The 21,825-nt window shown below is 37.5% G+C and carries 10 protein-coding genes; 4 read left to right on the forward strand and 6 right to left on the reverse strand.

Features of this window, described 5'->3' with window-relative positions:
* The first annotated feature begins 460 nt into the window (after positions 1–460).
* Entirely contained in the window at positions 461–5,941 is a 5,481-nt protein-coding gene (locus IV512_RS00765) for a PKD domain-containing protein (RefSeq protein ID WP_209399739.1), read from the forward strand.
* Between the two features lie 83 nt (positions 5,942–6,024).
* Here the strand turns inward: IV512_RS00765 and IV512_RS00770 are convergent, their stop codons facing one another.
* From IV512_RS00770 to IV512_RS00795, 6 genes are all read right to left on the reverse strand, one after another.
* Positions 6,025–6,765, reverse strand: coding sequence for a tyrosine-protein phosphatase (locus tag IV512_RS00770; protein WP_209399740.1), 741 nt, complete (start codon positions 6,763–6,765; stop codon positions 6,025–6,027).
* Positions 6,766–6,976: 211 nt separating this feature from the next.
* On the reverse strand, positions 6,977–9,208 hold the full coding sequence (locus IV512_RS00775; protein ID WP_209399742.1) for a TonB-dependent receptor domain-containing protein: 2,232 nt from the start codon (positions 9,206–9,208) through the stop codon (positions 6,977–6,979).
* Between the two features lie 136 nt (positions 9,209–9,344).
* Entirely contained in the window at positions 9,345–9,785 is a 441-nt protein-coding gene (locus IV512_RS00780) for a hypothetical protein (RefSeq protein ID WP_209399743.1), read from the reverse strand.
* 65 nt (positions 9,786–9,850) lie between these two features.
* Positions 9,851–13,996, reverse strand: a complete 4,146-nt coding sequence (locus IV512_RS00785) for a non-ribosomal peptide synthetase (RefSeq protein WP_209399744.1) — start codon at positions 13,994–13,996, stop codon at positions 9,851–9,853.
* Between the two features lie 22 nt (positions 13,997–14,018).
* The gene (locus IV512_RS00790; RefSeq protein ID WP_209399745.1) at positions 14,019–14,246 is read right to left on the reverse strand and encodes an acyl carrier protein; all 228 of its coding nucleotides are present in this window, start codon (positions 14,244–14,246) and stop codon (positions 14,019–14,021) included.
* Complete coding sequence (locus IV512_RS00795; RefSeq protein ID WP_209399746.1) at positions 14,243–15,814, reverse strand: amino acid adenylation domain-containing protein; 1,572 nt, start codon at positions 15,812–15,814, stop codon at positions 14,243–14,245. The genes IV512_RS00790 and IV512_RS00795 overlap by 4 nt, the downstream gene beginning before the upstream one ends.
* A 394-nt stretch (positions 15,815–16,208) precedes the next feature.
* Between IV512_RS00795 and IV512_RS00800 the strand changes: the two genes are divergently transcribed.
* Genes IV512_RS00800 through IV512_RS00810 form a run of 3 tightly spaced genes read left to right on the forward strand, consistent with a single transcriptional unit; the run spans position 16,209 to position 21,817 of the window.
* On the forward strand, positions 16,209–17,459 hold the full coding sequence (locus tag IV512_RS00800; RefSeq protein ID WP_209399747.1) for a HupE/UreJ family protein: 1,251 nt from the start codon (positions 16,209–16,211) through the stop codon (positions 17,457–17,459).
* 24 nt (positions 17,460–17,483) lie between these two features.
* Positions 17,484–20,399 (forward strand): amino acid adenylation domain-containing protein, encoded by a 2,916-nt coding sequence (locus IV512_RS00805; protein ID WP_209399748.1) that lies wholly within the window; start codon positions 17,484–17,486, stop codon positions 20,397–20,399.
* Positions 20,400–20,434: 35 nt separating this feature from the next.
* A complete protein-coding gene (locus tag IV512_RS00810) occupies positions 20,435–21,817 on the forward strand; it encodes a phosphopantetheine-binding protein (RefSeq protein WP_209399749.1) in 1,383 nt (460 codons plus the stop codon).
* Positions 21,818–21,825: the final 8 nt, after the last annotated feature.

Genomic DNA, 21,825 nt, shown 5'->3' on the forward strand with positions numbered 1-21,825 from the left:
TCCAATATAAATTGAATTTATTTTTGAATTAGAATAGTCTTCCCCCCCCCCTTAAAAAAGCCCCTTCATTAATTGCCGGTATCTCTACCTGATTTTAAGGGTAGCGTGATTAGATGTTAGGGCATTTGGTCGATGTTGAAATTGTTTTTAACGAAAAATGGTAGGGTATTAATTTGTAGAATTGTTTATAAACTATCTTAGAGAACACTAAATCAAAGTTAATTTGATTAATTACGTTATGAAAAAAACTTATAAGTTGCTATTCTACTTTTTTCAAAATACAAAGCACATTAAATTACCAGAAAACTTCGGGTATTGCGCAGAGTTTATAAAAAGTTTCAAGCCTCTTTTCTTATTTTTGTTATTATCTTTTATTATATCACCGAAAAATATTTTGGCGCAATTGCCTGATGATTTTCAACGTGTAGAGTTAGCATCTGGTTTGGCAAATACTACAACAATGTCAATCGCACCTGATGGTAGAATTTTTTTGTTGGATAGATACGGTGAAATATTAATTTACAATACTTCAAATCAGAGCTTAGTATCAGCGGGTAATATACCTGTTTTTCATGAACTTGAAGATGGTTTGTTGGGTATTGCTTTCGACCCTAATTTCTTAGTTAATAATCATATTTACCTGCATTATTCTCCCGAATCATCTTCGGTCAATCGAGTTTCAAGATTTACAATGAATGGTGATGTGTTGGATATAGGCTCGGAAGTTATCGTTTTAGATTGGCCTAGCCAACGAGCAACTTGTTGCCACAGTGGGGGCGATATGGCCTTTGATTCTCAAGGAAATTTATACATCGCAACAGGTGACAATTCGCAACACACTGACTATTCTGCATTATATGAAAACAATATTTATTGGAGTGCTGAAAAGTCATCTTCAAACACAAATGATTTAAGAGGGAAAATATTGAGAATAACTCCTCAGCCTGACGGGTCGTATACTATTCCTACAGGCAATTTATTCCCAGCAGGAACAGCTAACACTCGTCCTGAAATTTATGTTATGGGCGCCCGTAACCCATATAGAATCTATGTTGATAAAGAAGATACCGACTGGGTCTTTTGGGGTGATGTAGGACCTGATGCTAATAATTCTGGGCCGGAAGGACCCATAGGTATGGATGAAATGAATTTAACTAAGGCTCCAGGTAATTATGGTTGGCCTTATTTCTTAGGTGATAATGAGGCCTACCAAATAAATTATGCTTCACCGACTTATTATAATAGCCCAAACTCCCCTAAGAATATTTCGACATGGAATACGGGAGTTGAAAACTTGCCGGTAGCCAAGCCATCATGGCTTGAGTTCAAAAGAGAAAATGGAGATACGTGGTCAATTTTTTCCGGACCTCGTTATTTTTATGATGAAACTTTAACAGATCAACAACGTATGCCAGCTGAGTTTGATAAGTTGTTGTTTTATTACGATTTTAATACCAGCAAGATTTGGGCGGTCGAAATGGATTCTAATGGGGTTGTTCAGTCTAATGAACAATTGGCCCCTTCGGTATTTGCCCAATCCAAAGATGGGTTTATTGATATGGAGTTTGGCCCTGATGGTCATATGTATCTTTTACAATATGGAGCAGGGTGTTGTCCTGGTAATGTGGGTACTGGCAAGTTGATACGTGTTGACTATACTGGTGTAGTTTCAAATTCCTCACCTGTAGTTTCCATAAGTACTAATGTGACCAGCGGGGCTGTACCACTTACTGTTAATTTTTCTTCAGAAGGAACAACTGACGCTGATGGTGATTCTCCTTTGATTTATGAGTGGGATTTTGAATCAGACGATGTAGTCGATTCAAATCAAGAAAATACCAGCCACACATTTACGGTCGAGGGTACTTACCAAGCGAGACTTAGGGTCAGAGACGGTAATGGTGGTCTTGGTGTTAAGGTGGTAACGATATACGCTGGCAATAACCCTGCGACTTTTTCATTTAATTCTCCACCGGATGGAGGGTTAGTCGGTTGGGGAGACGACATTGAAATTGATTTAGAGGTTTCAGATGCGCAAGATGGTAGTACTACTAATGGTAGCATAAATTGTAATGATGTTAAGATAGTACCTTCTTTGGGGCACTTGAATCACTTTCATGATGATTTAACATTGAATGGGTGCCCTCAATCAACGACACTTTTTTATGATGGGCACGATATTTATGGTGGTATGGATATTTATTATGTTTTGGGGTCAAACTACACAGATTCCGGGAACCTGACTTCTTTTGATCAAATTTTATTACATCCAAAAAAGAAAGAGGCGGAGTTCTTTGACAGTCAAAGTGGTACAGAAGTAATTGAGAACAACGATTCTGCAGGGGGCGGTACAGGTGTTATTAGGGTAGACAATAATGGCTTTATCGTTTTTGAGGGACGTAATCTTGAAAACATTACTGGGGTAAAATATAGAGTTTCCTCAACTGCGACCGGAGGTTCAATTGAGCTTAGAAAGGGTTCTGCTACTGGAGCTGTAATAGTAACAACCGACATTCCATCAACTGGTGGTAGTAATATGTGGACTGATGTCGAGTCTACTTTTACTGATCCGGGGGGTAAAAATGATTTATACTTTGTTTTTAAAAGCAATACTGGACAATCAGATATATTTGACCTTAATTTTGTTGAGTTTTTGGGTAATGGTGTGTCAGTGGATAATTCCCCCCCACTAGTCAATGAGGTCATCTCTAACTCATCAACTCAAATTAGTGTAGAATTTTCAGAATACGTTACTGAAGCTAGCGCACACGAGACTTCAAACTATTCACTTACGGATGGTATCACCATATCAGCCGCGGTGCTTCAACCGAACAAAAGAACGGTTTTATTAACGGTTTCGCCAATGTCAGGCGGTACCATTTATGAATTGAATGTAAGCAATGTTCAGAACGAGTCCGGTTTGATTATCGTTCCGGACAGTTATCAGTTGGGCACTATTAATCCAATAAGGGTTAATGCTGGGGGTCCTCAACTTATAATAAATGGAGAGATTTATGAAGAGGATCAACATTTTTTAGGGGGTACCACCTACTCAAGAAATGTTGAAATAGATGGAACAGAAAATGACGAGTTATATATTACAGAGAGATTCGGAGATATGTCTTACGAAATACCGGTACAAGGAAATGGAACATTTGATGTAAGATTACATTTTGCAGAGTTATATCATGGTGTGGGAAGTACACCTGGAGGTGTAGGAAATCGAATTTTTAATGTGCAGATTGAAGGTGCTCAAGTCCTTTCAAATTTTGATATTGCTGGCGAAGCCGGTGTAGCAACAGTTTTAATAAAGGATATAAATGATGTAAAGGTATCGGATGGTAGCGTGTCAATATCTTTTGAATCATTGGAAGGCGATGCTAAAATCTCCGCTATAGAAATACTGGATTCAAGTAGTTTTGATGCGATTCCGTCAATTCATATTGTTTCGCCCGCACAGAATTCAGAAGTCAACTCCACTTTTAATGTGGCTTTTGCCATTAGCGACTGGGAAATAGGTCGAGATAATACCCATGTACATTATTATGTAGATGATGTAATGATTGGACCTTACTATAGTTATAATCCAATAACTATTGAAGATTTAAGTTTAGGAAGTCATACCATTAAAATAGAGCTATTTAATCCTGATCACACTGGTACCGGAGTTTTTGATGAAATCACTGTAAATGTAATAGAAGAATTGAGCTGTAACGAAACTGATTTTCCAGAATCTTGGACGGTTCATGAACTTGAAGAAAATGAGTATGTTGCAGTATATACATTTGCAAATTACGATTTAGATGGTGATGGTTTGAGAGATATTGTAACAGGCGGATGGTGGTACAAAAACCCTGGTTCGGCCTCAGGAGATTGGCAAAAGAATATAATTGGTGAAGGTTTTGGTAATGTGGCCCATGTTTATGATTTTGATAATGATGGCGATATGGATTTGCTAGGAACAACATTAGGTCCATCTCCCGATGTATACGAGAGTGTACAGTTAGTTTGGGCACAAAATGATGGTAAAGGTAATTTCACTGTGTTCAACAACATTCCTGCAGGAGATTCTACCTATCATGAGCCTTTCGTTGCTGGACTTGCTGGGGGTATTTTTGATGTAAATGGTCCATATCAAATGGCAATCAATTGGAACGGGGGTGAATCTACAGGTTCGCCCGTACAAATGTTAACGCCACCCGCCAAAAACAACATCACAACAGAAACGTGGAGTTTGGTTGATATTAGTGATGATAGTTCTGGTGAGGATATTCAGGCTGGTGATATTGACGGTGATGGAGATTTAGACCTCTTTCAAGGTATCAACTGGTTGCGAAATAATGGAAACGGAGATTGGGAAACTTTTAACACAGGTATAACCTATCCAACAACGGTCGATAGATCCCAATTAGCGGATTTTGATAGAGACGGAGATCTTGATGCGGTTGTTGGCCAATTAGGATCAGCAGGTAGTTTAGAGCTCTCGTGGTTTGATGCCCCTTCCGACCCTACTGACCCCTGGATAAGAAATGTTATAAGTACTAATGTTAGGGGGAGTTTGAGCGTTTTTGCAATTGATATAGATTTTGATGGAGATAAAGATATTGTAGTAGGAGAATGGAAAGGAGCCAAACGTCTCTTGGCTTTCGAAAATGATTTATGCAATTCTGGAGAGTTCGTTCAACATGTTCTCGATGATGGTGGGCTAGGTTACGAACATCATGACGGAGCACGTGTAGTTGATATCGATAATGATGGCGATTTAGATGTGGTATCTAATGGTTGGACTGTTGACTTTATCCCAAGAATTTATGAGAACACAACGGCTCTTCCTAGTAGCTACCGACCAGTAGCAAATGCCGGTGCCGATCAAATAATTACGCTACCGGATAACAGCGTCACTATTAATGGTTCTGGAAATGACCCGAATGGTGAAATACAGTCATATATATGGACAAAGGAAAATGGTCCTGACGGAATCACAATGAATGGCGAAACAACGTCTACTCTAGTTCTTGAAAATTTGGTTGAAGGTTCATATATATTTAGGTTGTCCGTAACTGATGAAGAAGGCTATATAGCTTCTGATGAAGTTACTATAACCGTGAATGAGGCCACAGGTACAGGTAACACTAAAGCTCCTATCGTTAATGCTGGTGAAGATACAGTAATTAATTTACCACAAAACAGTATAACGCTCAACGGCTCAGGGTCAGACCCTGACGGAGGTAACGTAACTTTTAGCTGGACACAAATTAGTGGCCCGAATGCAAGTATAACTGGAGAAAATACCTCTCAGTTAACTATTGATAATATGGTGGCCGGAGTCTATGAATTTCAATTAACGGTAACGGACGATGAAGGGGAAACCAACTCTGATAAAGTACGTGTTGTCGTTATACCTGAGAATGGATTATTGGCGGTGTCTGAGGCAGTTCCTGCACAAGGTGAAGTTCCTCTTGAAGTGACTTTTACAGGAAGTAATTCATTTGGGGATATAACCTCTCAGATTTGGGACTTTAAAGATGGAACAACTTCCACTGAAATAGATCCTGTACACACTTTTATTAATACAGGGACTTATGAAGTTGAATTAACTGTAACCGATAACGGAGGTAACCAACACACTTCTTCAGTAACCATTTTAGTGCTAGATGTTGGCGAGGGCCAAAAAATGGGTATTGTAGTAGAGAGAAATCCGGTGACCAGCGGTACAGCTGTATTTAGATTGATAAACCAGCCAGAAGATATGATTATGACAGGTATCAACTTACATGATCAGCAAGGTAAAATGATAAGTTCTTATAGTACCGAAGATATTGTAACCGTGGGTGATTCGTATCAAATCTCAGTTGACTCTTTGCCCGATGGTTTGTATTTTATTAGAATTTTAATGAGTCAGGGTGACGTTGTTACGTTAAAACTTTTAATTAATAACTAACGACTGAACTAAGGGTCAATCAATTAAAAAAGGGGATGCAAAATGCATCCCCTTTTTATTTCAAGTCAATTGAATAAAATTTTCTAGTAAAAATTGGCAATAGTATTATTGATAATCGGTAAAAGTTTTTCAGCTGTTTTTTCAGAGATAGTCAGGTTTTTCAATGAGCTAAGTTGATTTATATTGTGCACATCAGATCCAATAAAATCGATCTGGCCTTGGTCCAACAGTTCATGGGCAACTTTAGTTACATCTTTGCCATAATAATCACCTAGTGATAAAAGATTCATTTGAAACATTATACCCTGTTCTTTATATTCAGAATACCTGCGTTTTCTAAAATGTAGAAATCCATAACGTTCAGGGTGTGCCAAAATAGGAAAGAAGTGTTTTTCTACTGTTTTGACGAGGGCTTCATCAAAGTTTATTGGAGGCTGTAAATAAGACATTTCAATGAGCAAATAGTTGTCTTTCATCGGCATGACAGAATCATTATCCAGTAAATTTTCAAAGTTGTCGTCTATCATGTGTTCCGCTGACGCTTCGATGTGAACATTATGTAAGTCCGCCTCTTTCAGACTATTTCTCAATTTATTTAGAGAATCGTTAATTGTACTACCAGTGTTAGGGTAATAGTTGTTCATAATGTGAGGGGTCGCAACAAAGCGATTCACACCAAATTCTTTAAAACCTTTTATAAGAGCTATAGATTCTTCAACAGATTTAGAGCCATCATCTATTCCTGGAAGGATATGATTGTGAATATCTACAAATCCATCTAAATAATCGACTAAAAATTTTTTCTTGCTAAAAAAATTGAACATATAGTATAAAGTATGTTTGGCTTTTAATTTAACGGCAAAAATTGACCTTTATGATATGAAAAGAATTTGACCGTATTTGGTAAAGATAAGGTAGAAGAATGTTTGAAGCTAACAAATGGTAGATGCTAAAACTTAGAGATAAACTATATAAAAAAAGAAAGAGTAGTGGAGGTTGTTTCCACTACTCTTTATTTCAAAATTGTTCTATATTTTAGAAATTGACCGAGATTTTGCCACGAATATAAAATGGCGTTCCTGGTGTAAAATGAATCTCTTCGAAAGATTGAGCTTCATTGAACAATCTACTTTCAGTCGCAAATTGGGTTTCATTCCATTCGGTATCGAACAGATTCTCCACTATAAGACCTAAAGTCCAATTTTTGATTGAGTAATTTAAGTTCATATCGGTTACGAAATATCCTTCGGCTACAATTGAGTTGTCTTCGTTGGCCGGCCTATCATTAACATATCGATAGTTAATGCCACCAGAAAAGTTACTTAAATCTCTAAAGGATAATCCAGCGGAAGAGGTAAAATCAGGGGCTAATGGAATGTAATTTTCACCGTCTGGGTCTTCAATACTTCTAGCGTGAGTATAATTAACATCACCATTGGCATAAAGCCAATCGGTTATTTGATATCGTAAACCAAGATCAGCACCTAGCCTACGTGTTTTTCCACTGGGTTCAACAATACCGGCATCACCAACATAAACGAATTCTTGCTGAAGAAAAAGATACCATAATGCGGCGTTTACCACAAATCTATCGGTAGGTTTGATAATCGTACCTAAATCAGAGCCGAAGGCAAGGGGTAAAATTTCTTCACCTTGATTTGCGGTGACCACACGGCTGTCGTTGGAGTGAAAACCGATTCCCGATTTTGAAAACAATTGAACATTTGGTGAAGCTGCATAAATTAAGTTCAATTTTGGCCCTATAAAGAGTTTGGTTTCACTTTTATTATCATAAGCTTCGCTCAACAGATTTTCATAGTCGAATTTGAAGTAGTCAAGACGTAGGCCTGGATTTATGGTCCATTTGTTCTTTTTATAAGTTAAATCAAAAAAACCGTAAGCGTTCAACTCATCTACATTTCCGTAGGCCAATCTCTCCAATAATGTTTTTCTATCTTTTGTTCGAGATAATTGAACATCGTTCACATCATCATATCTGAAACCCATACCTGATTCATATTTGAGCTGAGAATCATGACCACCAGTATGAATAGTACGTTGGTAACTAGTTTCTGCACCAATAATAGTTCGGTCTTCTTTTTGACGAATTTGATCGGCATTGACAGGGTCTTCTAAAAAGAAGGTGAAATTCGAAAAAAGTTCAAAATCGTATTTTGAAATATATGCCTTTGATTTTACACTTGAATGTTCATCGATTTGGTTGGTGTGATTGACCAAGAAATTCGTTCTGCTGGTATTTCCGCCTTCTGTATCATCAATGGCTCCGAAACGTCCAATTAAACCTTGTTCAATAGCTCGCTGTGGAATTTGCCCAGAAGCATCCCACTTGCTTTGAAAGTGTGATAGGGTTAAAGTAAGATCTTGGTCGTCATAATTGCTGAAATTATAGCGGCCCATAAGGTTGATACGGTTGAAGTTTTGAGGTGAATCAAATGGCCCATCGGTAAGAACAAGTTCTGAGGCTACATAGGCGTTGCTATAATCACCCTCTGTAATCTTGAACATACCAAGTGTTCTCAACGTATTAAACTGACCTGCTTCAAGTGAAACTAAATTGTTGTCGATTTTCTTTTTTGTTTTTAAATCGATATATCCAGCGGTATTGAAATTTCCTTTATTGGCATAATAAGGTCCTTTTCCGAAATCTAGATTATCTATGGTTTCAGGAATTATAAAATGCATATCTGCATAACCTTGACCATGTGCGTGTGATACCATGTTTACCGGTAAACCATCAACATTAATGGCAATGTCGGTACCGTGATCAATATCAAAACCTCTCAAGAATATTTGTTCGGCCTTACCACCGCCAGCATGTTGCCCGATTATTAAACCAGGAACTTTGCGGAGAATCTCTTGCGAAGATTTTACCGGGTTGGCTTTAACATCTACGTTTACGAAATTACTCAAGGCATTTACTTTTGAGACCAAAACGACCTGGTCTAAAGAAACGACAGAATCCTCTAGCAAAATTTTCACGGTGCTATCGAGTAAATCTTCGGTTATTGTCAGTTGATGATTCTTAAAACCAAGGCTATAAAAGTATATGACATCGCCTACTGAAACATCATCGAGTTCGAAATAGCCAGAGACGTTTGTATAGGTATAACCGCCAGTGGTTTTATTGTAAACCCCGACCCCTTCGATTGCCACTTCCTTTTGTGAAAGAACAGTACCGTAAAGATCATGTGCCTCGGCAGTAGCGCACGATAAGATTAGAAATAATAAAAAGTATAATTTTTTCATTTTATTTTTTTTTGGTAAAAAATGAATTGCATAGCATCCTCCAATTCAGTTGGGTGCTTGTCTTCATCTCTAAAAAGTTATGTAGTAGTATTGATTTTTAGAACCGCCTGTGGCAGAAATCAATTTTTAAAGTCAATTAGGAGATAAATGAGGGTTTAGGAGGCTCGAGTAGAATAATGAAATAGCCTTTTTTAATTTTTTCCTCCACGATGGCAAAACAAATTACAGGTGCGGGAATGAAAGAATTATGAAAAACAATTTCATCAAATGTCAAATGTTTATCAAGCTTTACAAATTTTGAAATCGGAGCTTCTTCATTAGTGCTGTCGGCATCAAAAAGTGAGTTGACGAAATCTATAATCGAATGTTTGTGCTCGGTACTTGCATGGGTATGCTCATGATGAGAGTGCACAACATGACTATGTGAACTGTAACCCTTGTGATTTAATACGGTTATTGGAGCTTCAAAAAAATGTGAAACATCATGAAATAGATTGCCTATCTCATTGTGTAATGGAGCTGCCAGGTAGCAAATGCTTATAAAAAGCGCACTGTATTTTATGAGAAGTGACTTCAAGCTATTTAATTGATTGTATCGTTCGGTTTGGTTATTGGTACCTACGTAATTTTTATAAAAAGGTTTTATTTTTCTAATAAAGCAGTCAAAGTTTGTTCGATGTAAGATGCATATGACGCAATGGTCGTATGTTCAAAAACTTTGTTCAATGGAAAATTCATTTCTATCTCTTCATTAATTCTTGCGGTAACTCGAATGGCTGCCAAAGAATGCCCTCCTAGGGCTATAAAATCGTCGTGAACCCCTACTTTTTTCAGCTGTAACACTTCTTTCCAAATACCTTCAATTAGCTCCTCAATTTCGTTTCTAGGGGCGACGTAAGGCGTATCCATTTCTAATTGGGCACTCGACAGATTTTTTAACCCTGCCTTGTCCATTTTTCCATTTTTCGTCAGAGGAATTTCAGTTAAATGCTTGAACACCGAAGGAACCATATATGAGGGCAGTTCTTTGGCCAGTGCTATTTGAATTTCGTTTATAGATAAATCTGGGTTGCCCGTGTAATAGGCGACAAGCTTATTTGAGTTGATTTCTTCTTCATCGATTTCATTGTAACCAATTTCTTGAATAATTCTTTTGACTTCGATTTCATCTATTACTTCATTGATTTCTTCAAGACTTTCGTTACGGGTTTTGTGCCCTAGGCGAACATCCCAGCTATACGGAAATGAATAATTGCTATAACCCAATTCTTTTTTATGAACATAAATACCGACTTGGTTGATTAAGCAATTTGTCGAACGCCCAGTATCTGTAGGGCGTACCCATCCTGCTCTCTCTTTGAGAAATACGAGCATTTCTTCCAAACTTACATCACTGAATCTATAAAAGTCGACGAATTGAACCTTTTCAAACGTTTCATCATCATCGAACATCGAAGTGTCGAGAAGTTTTTTGACGGCATCCGATTCTTGATGGTACAACTTTCTGGCTTCTAAAATAGTTTGGTCTATTTCGGTTGTGTCCAAATCATCATTCCAAAAAAGCTCTTCGGTCAATCTAGTTTCGAAAAATTGCCCTCTTGAAAGCCCTGTGACTATAAACGGAATGTTCTTCTCTAAAGCAATTTTAGTACTCAGGGTATAAATAGTTTTAAAGCATCCGTTACAAACATTTTTATGTCTGTGAAGGCTATCGACAAAAATTTCATTCATATGGGGTGTTTTGCCATACACATGGTCGACCCCTAAGCGAGTGACGATTCTGTCGATATTTGCTTTAGCTTGTTCGGAAATATAGCCATTATCCATAGTGAAGGCCAATACCTTTAACCCCATATTTATCAGACGAGCCAGTACATAGGTGCTATCTTTACCGCCGCTCAATAACGATATGCAGTCATAGTTTACACTCTTGTCTCGTTTCGAGGATAATAGGCTTATCAATTGTTCGTCATTTTTGAAATACCGATGTGCCTTATCCTTATAGGTTTCGAAAGCTCGGCATAGATGACAAACGCCTTGGTCATCAAAGTCTGTACTGGGGTAGTTTGAAGGCAGGCCACATTTGGTGCAGTTTACTACTTCTTCCTCGTGAATCGGTTGTTCGTTTTCTACCAAAACAACTGCACAGTTATCGATACCATCAAGTTGATTTAAAGTAGCTTCTATTTCCGATAGCTCGATTCTATGCCCACGGAGCTTGATCTGATCATCTATTCTGCCTAAGTACTCAAATTCCCCATCTTTATTCAAGCGTACCGAGTCTCCCGATTTGTATAGTTTTGAACCAGGATTATAAGGGTTATCTATGAATTTTTCCAATGTCATTTCTGAAGCCCCGATATAACCTTTGGCCAATCCGATGCCACCTAAATAGAGTTCACCAGAAACCCCACTAGGTACTAAATTCATATAATCGTCAAAAATATAGGATTGTATATTCTCAATAGGATGACCAATAGGTACCGAACTTTCTATATGCTTAGCTGGATCGAACTCAGAAGCAATACAACCTACAGTTGCTTCTGTAGGGCCATATTCATTGAATATTCTAAGTCTTTTTGAAAAGGATGCACTAATTTCTTGGGCAAGAGAAACCTTAAGGTCTTCACCACCCAAAATCATAGTATGTATGCTTGAGTCATCAAAAGTTTTTCCTTTCAATAATGATAAATGAGAGGGAGTTAACTTAATAGTGTTGACTTGATTATCTTCTACAACTCGAAGAAGAGTGGTGTCAGGCCCTAAACCACCCTCCTTGTAGATAATCATTCTACCACCATTTATAATGGGTAGAAACGTAGAGGTAATCGTAAGGTCGAATCCGATAGAAGTGAACAGCGCAAAAACTGAACTTTCATCTACTTGGTAATAATTTTGAGCCCAGTTCAGATAGTTTGCCAGGCTCTTATTAGCAATCTTGACACCTTTAGGTTTGCCTGTACTACCGGAAGTATAAAGAATATAAGAGAGATCATCTTTATTGATATCGAGGTCTAAATTTTTTGATGATTCAGTATCGAGACTAGGTGCTATTTCATGTATGTTAATAATTTCGTTCGTGTCGATACTAACTTTTGACTGAAAATTTCTGTCAGTTACCATTAATGAGCTGTTCGAGTTTGAATAGATGTATTCAAGTCTTGCTCTAGGTTGATCCGAAGCTATGGGCACAAAAGCGGCCCCGGTTTTCAGAACTGCCAGAATAGCAATTATGTATTCTGGACTACGATTCATATGTATGGCTACTGTCGACTTATGATCAATGTTTTTAGCCTTTAAATATCGTGCTAACCTATTCGCTTTTTTATTAAGGTTGGAATAGGTGAGTGTTTGTTCTTCAAACTGTATCGCTATACCGTTTGGTTTTTCAGAGGCCCATTTTTCAAACCGTTCTAAAACGGTTTTCTCGGGTTTGATAATTTCTTGATGAGAACCGATAAGATTCTGCTTTTCATCGGCACTTACAAGTTCAATCTCCTCTATGGGCTTATCAATATTATTTAAAAATGCATCGAGAAGCTTAAAAAAATGATTGGCTATGTCTACAGATTTTCTACCCTTCAAGAAAGTTTTTTTGATATCGAAAGCCAAGCGATAGTCTCCATTCTTTTGAAAATCATAAACATGACATCTAATGCTATGGGCACTGTCTATATGTTCGTTATGTACCCAATCGATTCTAGTAGGGTGGCCGTTGAAATCGGGGAAATCAGCAGTAATGAAATTGAGTAGGGCAGAGATATTTCTTTCCTTGACCGCACCGGTCATTCCAGGCCCCGCGTTTTTCAAAAAAGAATTACTTTCCACTTTTATGCGCTGCAGAAGTGTATTAAAAGTATCGTTATCTTCAATTTCTATGGAGTAGGGGAGAACTTCTATAAAAAGACCCGCTGTTCTGTGGAACCTGCGCTCACTTCGATTGTGAGCCGGAGAACCAATGACTAAGCTTTTTTGGCCACTGGTACGATAAAGAAAACTCAAGTAGAGAGTGGTGAAAATATTAAAGAGAGTTAAATCTTGTGTCCAACCTCTTACTTCCGGTTTATTTGCTAATTCTTTTAGTTTTTTGGTGCGTAAAGTACCGATTGATAATTCGATACGCTCAGCTTCGGTGGACAAAGCGTCATTTTTTTCTCCGTAGAATCTAAAATTTTGAATGTCTTTTGAGACTTTGTTGGCCCAGTATTTTTTATAGGATTCGTTTATTTTGCTGTGCTGTACCTCTTGTTCATACTGCACGTAATCGCTAAAAGAGGCAGATTCCGCTGGAATGCTGTTTTTTTCTTGAAGTAAGTCGCCATATAGCGTAGCCATTCGATTGTACAAAATAGAAAAGGTCACTGCATCCGTTACCAAATGATGTAGTTTGAAATACCATATATACCTGTTTTCACTTGTTTTCAAAAGACTACTTTCATAGACTTGCTTTGAGACGTTTAAAGGTTTAAGGGTTTTCTCTTTGATGTAAGAATGAATCTCATCTTTTGTTCGATGCCCAAAATCTAGAATCTTAAAATTTATAATGGAATTTTCGTTGATACTTTGGTGGGGCGTACCTTTTCTATCTATAAAAATAATTTTGAAAATATCATTCTCATTTACAAGTATTTGAAATGCTTTCTCAAAAGTTAATTCGTTTATAGTGCCATTTATATCAAATGTGTAAACGACATCGTGCAACGGAACATTGGGATGCATTTGCTGCCCTGTCCACAAGGTCAATTGACTTTGAGTTAGGGGTAAGAAATTTTCAAATTGCGTTTTCATAGGGGGCATGCTTGTGGTTTGGTTATCTCGAAAGGTATTGCATGATATTTTTTATGGTCATGAAGTTTTCTATAGTCATATCTTCTGAAGGAATCTTTATATCAGCTTCGGTTTCAATGAAATTGATGAGGTTCATCATGCCCATAGAGTCTACGATTCCGCTACCTAACAAATCTTCATCATCATAAATTTTATCTAGGGGTTCGCTAGCTAGATTATTGATGATATATGATTCTATCTTATCTTTCATTTAGTGGTTTGGTCTAGAAGATTATTAATTTCTTTTCTATTGATTTTTCCGGAACTGGTTCTGGGCAGATCTGCGAAAACTTCTATTATTGTGGGTATGGCATAAAGTGGTAGGTGTTCTTTACAAAAATCACGAAGTTGATGATTGTAGGTCTCAGCACCCTCTTGTAATTTGATGACAGCTGCTAATTCTTGTGCTTCTTTTTCTTTATCTAAAACGACCACAGCGACTTCTTCTACGTCTTCATGTTTTAAAAATGTATATTCCACTTCATCCAATTCGACTCTATGGCCTCGCAGTTTTATCTGTCTATCATTCCGACCTAAAAACAACAGTTCACCGTCTTGGTTTTCTTTGACCAGATCACCCGTTCGATAATAAATATGCTCATAGCCTTGAGCAATTTTAACTCTTTTAAAAGCCTTATCGGTAAGTTGTTCATTATTCCAATACCCTTGCATTAAGGTGGCTGACCGAACGGCTAATTCGCCTATTTCACCTTTTTTCACTTCTTCTTGTCGATTGTCTAAAATTTTAAACTCAGTATCTGCCCAGACGTTACCGATAGGAACATTGGATTCAGCCGTAGGTAGCAGCTCAATGTTATAATAGGTGCATAAAATAAGTTCTGCTGGCCCATAAAGATTGGTGAATCTGGTCTCTGGCCAAAGTTGCATCAATGCTCGTAAATGCTTGGGTACAAATACCTCACCTGCAAAGAAAATCCACCTTAAAGCCCTAAAATCATGCTTCTCGATACGGCCACTGTTCAACAATTGAATTAACATAAGAGGCACTGAGTACCAAATACTAATTTTTTCATCGACTATCATAGCAGCGAGGCTTGTCGGCATTTTCAGATGAGCATCAGAAACGATTACGGTCGTTGCTTTTACTAAAGGAGCAACAAAATAGCCGAATGTAGAGGGGTCAAAATGAAGTGGTGCTGGGTTACCGAATATATCTTCGCTGGTTAAATCAAAGGTGTCTGCCATAATTTTTGCCAGACTCAATGCACTAGAATGTGTATGCATTATGCCTTTAGGTACTCCCGTAGAACCTGAAGTGTAAAGAATAAATGCCAGGTCACTGCCTAAGACATTTTTTTTGTTCGGTAATGTAGCAGAGTGGGAATAAACGAACTGCCAAGAGACAGTTTTCGTCTCAAACGAAATGTCACTACCTATTATCGATATGACCGTAGTCTCTGTCTCCAAAACCTTATTTATTCTTCTATTTTGTAAAGGCGTTGTGACCAGATGGGAGACCCCGCAGTCGTTTAAAATTTTGGATACTCTCGAAATAGGGGCGAAAGGGTCGATTGGAACGTATGCGGCGCCCGATTTTAAAATGCCGTAAACTGCAATTGTGGTTTCAAGACAGCGATTCATATATATACCTATACGGTCACCTTTCTTAACACCATCATTAATTAGGTAAGCTGCTAGACGGTTTGATTTATTGTCAAGCTCTCGATAGGTAATTGAATCATTGAAACACCGAAAAGCCTGCTTGTTCGGTGTATCCGAAGCGGCTTTCTCTATTATTTGTTGCAAGGTATAAATCAAATCAGAAGGTAAGGTTTTTAATTATTGGTGTAAATAAAAACAATACCCTACCGGAAAGGTGTTGTCTTAATTTCATAGCATTGGTAAAGGTAGGTTTTGGTTTTTTTGTTTTCAAATGTGCAGTGGTGACATAATCCGATTAAACTTGTCGATAATCGAGAAAACCACTCATTAGACTGAATTTGACCTAATAATTGTTAATATTTATCGAATAATAACCAACCAGAACTCGTTGAAAATAGTCTTTATTGGCCTGACATAATTCTTCTAACATCAAAAAAATAGCTTCAAATTTCGTCGCGCGAGCTGTTCAAGATATTTTTTTAACTCTAAAGAAATGTGATTGCCAGGGCATAAAAGATTTATTTCAAAATTCTGTACCTTTTCAAACGCTATGAAAAAATTATTACTCTTATTACCATTACTCTTATTACCATTACTCACTTTTAGTCACCAGCCCAAACAAAGTCTAATATACCTTAGAATATATGAGGAAACTGGGATAGAAGGTAGATTTGAGGTCAACGCCAATGAATTGATAAGTGTTTTTGGGTTAGATTATGGATTGAATCCGTCGATAGATGAAGTACGGCCCCATCAAAATCGAATTCAAGCCTATTTATTGGAGAATGCTGAATTTTCTTCCGAAAACGGAAATTTTCAAATTGTATTTACCGGTGAAATAACCAAACTAAATACTGGGTTTGGAGACTTCATTAATTTTCACTTTAAGCTAGAACCGTCTGAAAACCTACCCGATAATCTAATTGTCGAATACACTGCCTTTACTCAAGAAGATCCATCTCACCGCTGTTTAATTGCAATGGAGTATAATTGGAAAGCCGGTTTAATAAACAATGAATCGATAGTTGCTCTATATTTAAGTAAAGACGAACCTAAAGGTACTATATCACTTACTGAAACTTCATTATGGAAAGGTTTTGTAGCTATGGTGAAGCAAGGAATTTGGCATATCTGGATCGGTATGGATCACATTCTATTCTTGCTAGCCTTGATTTTACCATCGGTTGTTCGAAGAAAAACAACCAAAATCAGAGGTGATGGTGCAGAGGTGGCCGATACAGGTTTTAGTATTCTAGGTTGGGAGCCCGTGCAGAAGTTCAAACCGGCCTTTATGTATATTTTGAAAATAGTGACTTTCTTTACTTTGGCCCATACCATTACGTTAAGCTTGGCGTCTTTGAACATAATTAACTTGCCGTCGAGAGTAGTTGAGTCTATTATCGCATTTTCGGTTGGCTTGGCCGCTTTTCACAACATTAGACCCATCTTTAAAGGAAAAGATTGGATTATAGCCTTTGTATTCGGATTGTTTCATGGCTTCGGATTCGCTAGCGTATTAGGCGAGTTAGGCTTTAAAGGGGAGTATCTATCGTTGTCTTTGGTGGGTTTTAACGTAGGGGTTGAAATAGGTCAAGTAGTAATTATAGCTCTGATATTTCCGATTTTGTATTTGATTCGAAATCGTAAGTTGTATCCGAAATTACTGGTCGGGTTATCGGCATTATTGATATTTATTTCAATCTATTGGTTTATAGAAAGAGCCTTCGATATCGATTTGCCGTTAGATGAAATTGTGAATCGTAACCTCTACCCAATTGCGAGGTTCATTGGTTTGTTGTAAATTAAGTTTTAACCAGATATCCTTTTGGAAAATAAAGCAGGAAATAGTTCCCTTTTAAACAGGTGGAAGAATAGAGATAAGGATAAGAACTTAATTTCTGTTATTCCAAAAGCACCTGAAGATGTTGATATACCCTTATCGAGAGGTCAGCAACGAATATGGTTTTTACAGCAATTATATCCTGATAATCCTTTTTACAACTATTCTGAGCTAATCTGTTTTGAAGGAAACCTGAATGTAGAATACCTTAAAGCGTCATTGAACAGAATTTTTCAAGATCACGAAATTCTGCGGTCTTTCTATCCAATGGTAAATGGTAATCCGGTTCTTCGAATTTCACATAAGCTGCCTGAAATACAGGACACTGATTTGTCAGGTTTCGAAGAAGAGTCTGCACAGTCGAAGCTCGATCAATTATTGACGAAGCAATCACGTACTGTTTTCGATTTGTCGTCACCAGGGCTTTTAAAAATTTCATTGATTAGAACAAATGCTGATAAATATGTTCTATTCTTTACCATGCACCATATTATTGTTGATGAATGGTCAATAGGTATTCTAAAGCAACATTTGGCTTCTCACTATAAAACGCTTTCAAAAGGCAATGAGTTGCAGGTCTCTAATGCCGAAACTCAATATCGAGATTATGCTTATTGGCAGAGTAAGCAATCGATCAAGTCAGATGAACTCGCCTATTGGAAAAATACACTTTCTGGTGAGCTACCTGTTCTAGATATGCAGACGGACCAAAAGAGAAAGGCAAGTCCTCTTTTTAACGGGGGCCAGATTACTAGAAAACTTTCTTCTGAATTATCTTCTGATGTACTTGGGCTGGCAAAAAAAATGGAAACTACGCCCTTCATTTTTTTATTATCGGTGTACTATATTCTGTTAAAACGTTACACGGGGCAAGATGATATTTTAATTGGCACACCGATATCGAACAGAAGTACAAAATCTTTAGAAAATATCTTTGGGTTTTTTATCGACACCATAGTTCTGCGCAATCATATTGATAGTTCACTATCTATAAAACAGCTTGTTCAGCATATTAAAAAAAATACTTTAGAGGCCTTTGCGCATAAAAATGTGCCTTTTGATGTTTTGGTCAAAGAATTAAAAGTCGACCGGTCTTTGAGCATAAACCCTTTTTTTCAGATTATGTTTCTATACCATCCACAAGAAGAAGTTCCCACCTTTGGTGATGAGGTTCTTATATCTGATGAAACGGAATTTGATACCAAGGTGGCCAAGTTTGATTTGACATTGTCGGTTTCTGAGAAAGATGGCCAATTGTCCTTGACATTTGAGTATGATTCGGATCTCTACTTTGAAACGACAATCGTTAGAATGCTTGAACATTACGAATTGCTTTTAAGAGGTGTTCTAAACGATTCGAATAGTACGGTTAAAGAACTGCCCATGTTGACCGATATTGAAAAGTCGATTTTTTATGATACTACCTACGGTGGTGAGAACATATTTTCTTCTTATCGGGCCGTTCATCGTATCATAGATGATATAGGCAAAAGGTTTCCATCAAAAATTGCGGTAACCTATAAAAATGAATCGATAACCTATGAAGAACTGAATCATAGGGCCGATAAAATCGCTCAAATAATATTTAACTCAACATCTAGGAAAAATGAAATAATTGGTCTCTGCCTTGATCGCTCGATAGATATGATTGTAGGTCTTTTGGGTATTTTAAAAGCAGGCTGTGCTTACCTGCCTATAGACCCCAATTATCCTTTAGAGCGTTTGAATTTTGTACTTGAAGATGCACAATGTAATTGTTTGGTTTCAGATTCTTCCCTTAGTCCGGTCTTCGAAGGGCAAGAAAAGATATTGATTTATTTAGATGAACTTTTAGGTGAAGATTCGAAAATATCCGATGTTGATCTTCCAGAAGTATCAAGAGATGATTTGGCCTATGTTATCTATACCTCGGGCAGTAGTGGTCAACCTAAGGGCGTGCCAATTTCACATGATAATATTATAAACTCTACGGCGGGTAGGTTAAGTTTTTACCCTGAAAATCCAGAAGCATTTTTATTGATGTCTTCCATTTCGTTCGATAGTTCTAAAGCAGGAATATTTTGGACCTTATGCACCGGAGGAAATCTTATCGTCACTGAAAATCGAATCGAGCAAGATATTTCTCAAATTGAGAATATTATCGAAACAAACGGGGTGACCCACACCTTGATGTTGCCCACGTTATACGACTTGGTATTACAACATGCTACACCTAGCAAAATTGCAAGTTTAAATACGGTCATAGTGGCTGGTGAAGCCTGCAATGCAAGCATGTGCAATAGACATTTCACGATTACTGCAGAGATTAATACCAAATTATATAATGAGTATGGCCCTACAGAGGCCACTGTTTGGTGCACGGCCTTTGAAGTAAAGTCAGATACTATTTCGACAGTGATACCTATTGGGAAACCTGTGGCAAGTGCAGCAATCTATTTGGTAGATAAGAATTTGAATCTCGTTCCGTTTGGTGCTGTCGGTGAAATATATGTCTCAGGCCCGGGATTGGCCAAAGGCTATATCAACCGACCAGAACTTTCTAAAGAAGCTTTTATCGATAATCCCTTTGAAACCAATGGTAGTTCGAAACTTTATAAAACAGGTGATCTAGGAAGGTATCGTTCAGATGGTTGTATAGAGTTTTTGGGCAGGGTAGACCAACAAATCAAACTTAGGGGGTATAGAATAGAATTGGAAGAGGTGGAGAAGGCAATATCTTTAAATAATGGTATAACCGGAGTGGTTGCCTTTGTGGAGGAAGTTAAAGCTTCTGAAAAAGTGAAAAATACAGTTGATTATAATGATCCAGAGGCGTTTTCAAATTTTTTAAAAAAATCACTTACAAAGAAAGAATTGAACGAGTTATTGGCAAGTGTTGAAAAACTAAATGTTGAAGCTTAAATACGTTTAAAGGCCGTATAGAAGAGAGAAGAAAAATGTTAGTCGAAAATAATATAGAAAATCGAATCCGAAGGCTTTCTGAAGAGGAGCGTAAACTACTCATGTACAAAGCTGAGCAGCGAATTGCTGAAAAATCGGAAGCGGCAAAGCCAAGCGACTCAAAAAGGTTGATTGCTTATATCACTGCCTATAATACTGTTGATATAGTTGCGCTAAAGCAATCATTACGCAAAAAAATGCCCGAATATATGGTTCCCTCACATATGATCAAGGTAGACAGTTTTCCTAGGCTTCCCAATGGAAAAATTGATAAGCGGGCCCTTCAAAATGGAAACTATTTTAGTGAAGAAGAAAAACGAGATTCTAAAGACATACAACTTCCAAAGAACGAAGTTGAAAATGAACTGCTTACAATTTGGAAAGATATTCTTGGTATCGATGAGATTAGTACAACAGATAATTTCTTTGAAATAGGAGGTGACTCCATTTTAAGTATACAGGTGATTGCGAAGGCTAGGGCTTCTGGTATGCCCTTGACCCCAAAACAGCTATTTGAATATCAGAATATCTCAGAACTCGCCCGTTTTGTAACGTCAGAAACTGACAGGTCTCAGGATGTTATGGCTAATTCTAGTTTTAAGCACTTGGTTGCGATACGCACAAAAGGAAACAAGCCTCCCATATTTTGTCTTCATAGCGGGGGTACCCATTTTTTCTTTTATAATCTTTTCGCAAAGTATTTACAAGAGAATAGGCCGGTATACGCGCTACAGGCCTCACCGCATGAAGGTAATCTTGTATTACATGAAAGTGTTACTCAGATGGCTGAAGATTTTATTTCCGAAATCAAGGAGGTTTACCCTAAAGGACCATATCATTTTATCTCTTATTGTTATAACACGGCTATTGGCCTTGAAGTCGTGAGGCTTTTGGAGAAAGAGTCGGAATCTGCGAATTTAATTATAGCAGATACCATGGCCGATTATTTAAGTTTGTTCGCCGCTTCAAGAACCCCAGTTAGGGCAGCGGCTTTTCTAGATAGATTTAAATCGAGTCCGATTAAGACGGTTTCGGGTTTACTTAGAGGTAAAGTTGTTACACCAATCAAAGAGAAGCTTAAAAATTTGGGAGCTTCCGGTAGCAAGAAAAAGGTTCAGCTTCTGCATCATAATCACATCAAAGTTTATCGATCTTACAACTGGCAGCCTGTAAAGAGTACCATAAATCTATTATTGACATCAAAAAAGAATATTGAATTCAATGATAGCATTGTCGATTCTTGGCAAAATTTATCTGATAGTGGAGTAGAGGTGCACCAGACTAAGGGGCATCATAATAGTTTGTTTTTGCAGTCTACCGTAAATGAAACCGCAAAGAATGTTGATAGTATTATGGCCAAGTTTGAAAAGAAACTATAACTTTTTCC

The organism is Pseudozobellia sp. WGM2 (assembly GCF_017810075.1).
Taxonomy (GTDB): Bacteria; Bacteroidota; Bacteroidia; order Flavobacteriales; family Flavobacteriaceae; genus JADNYK01.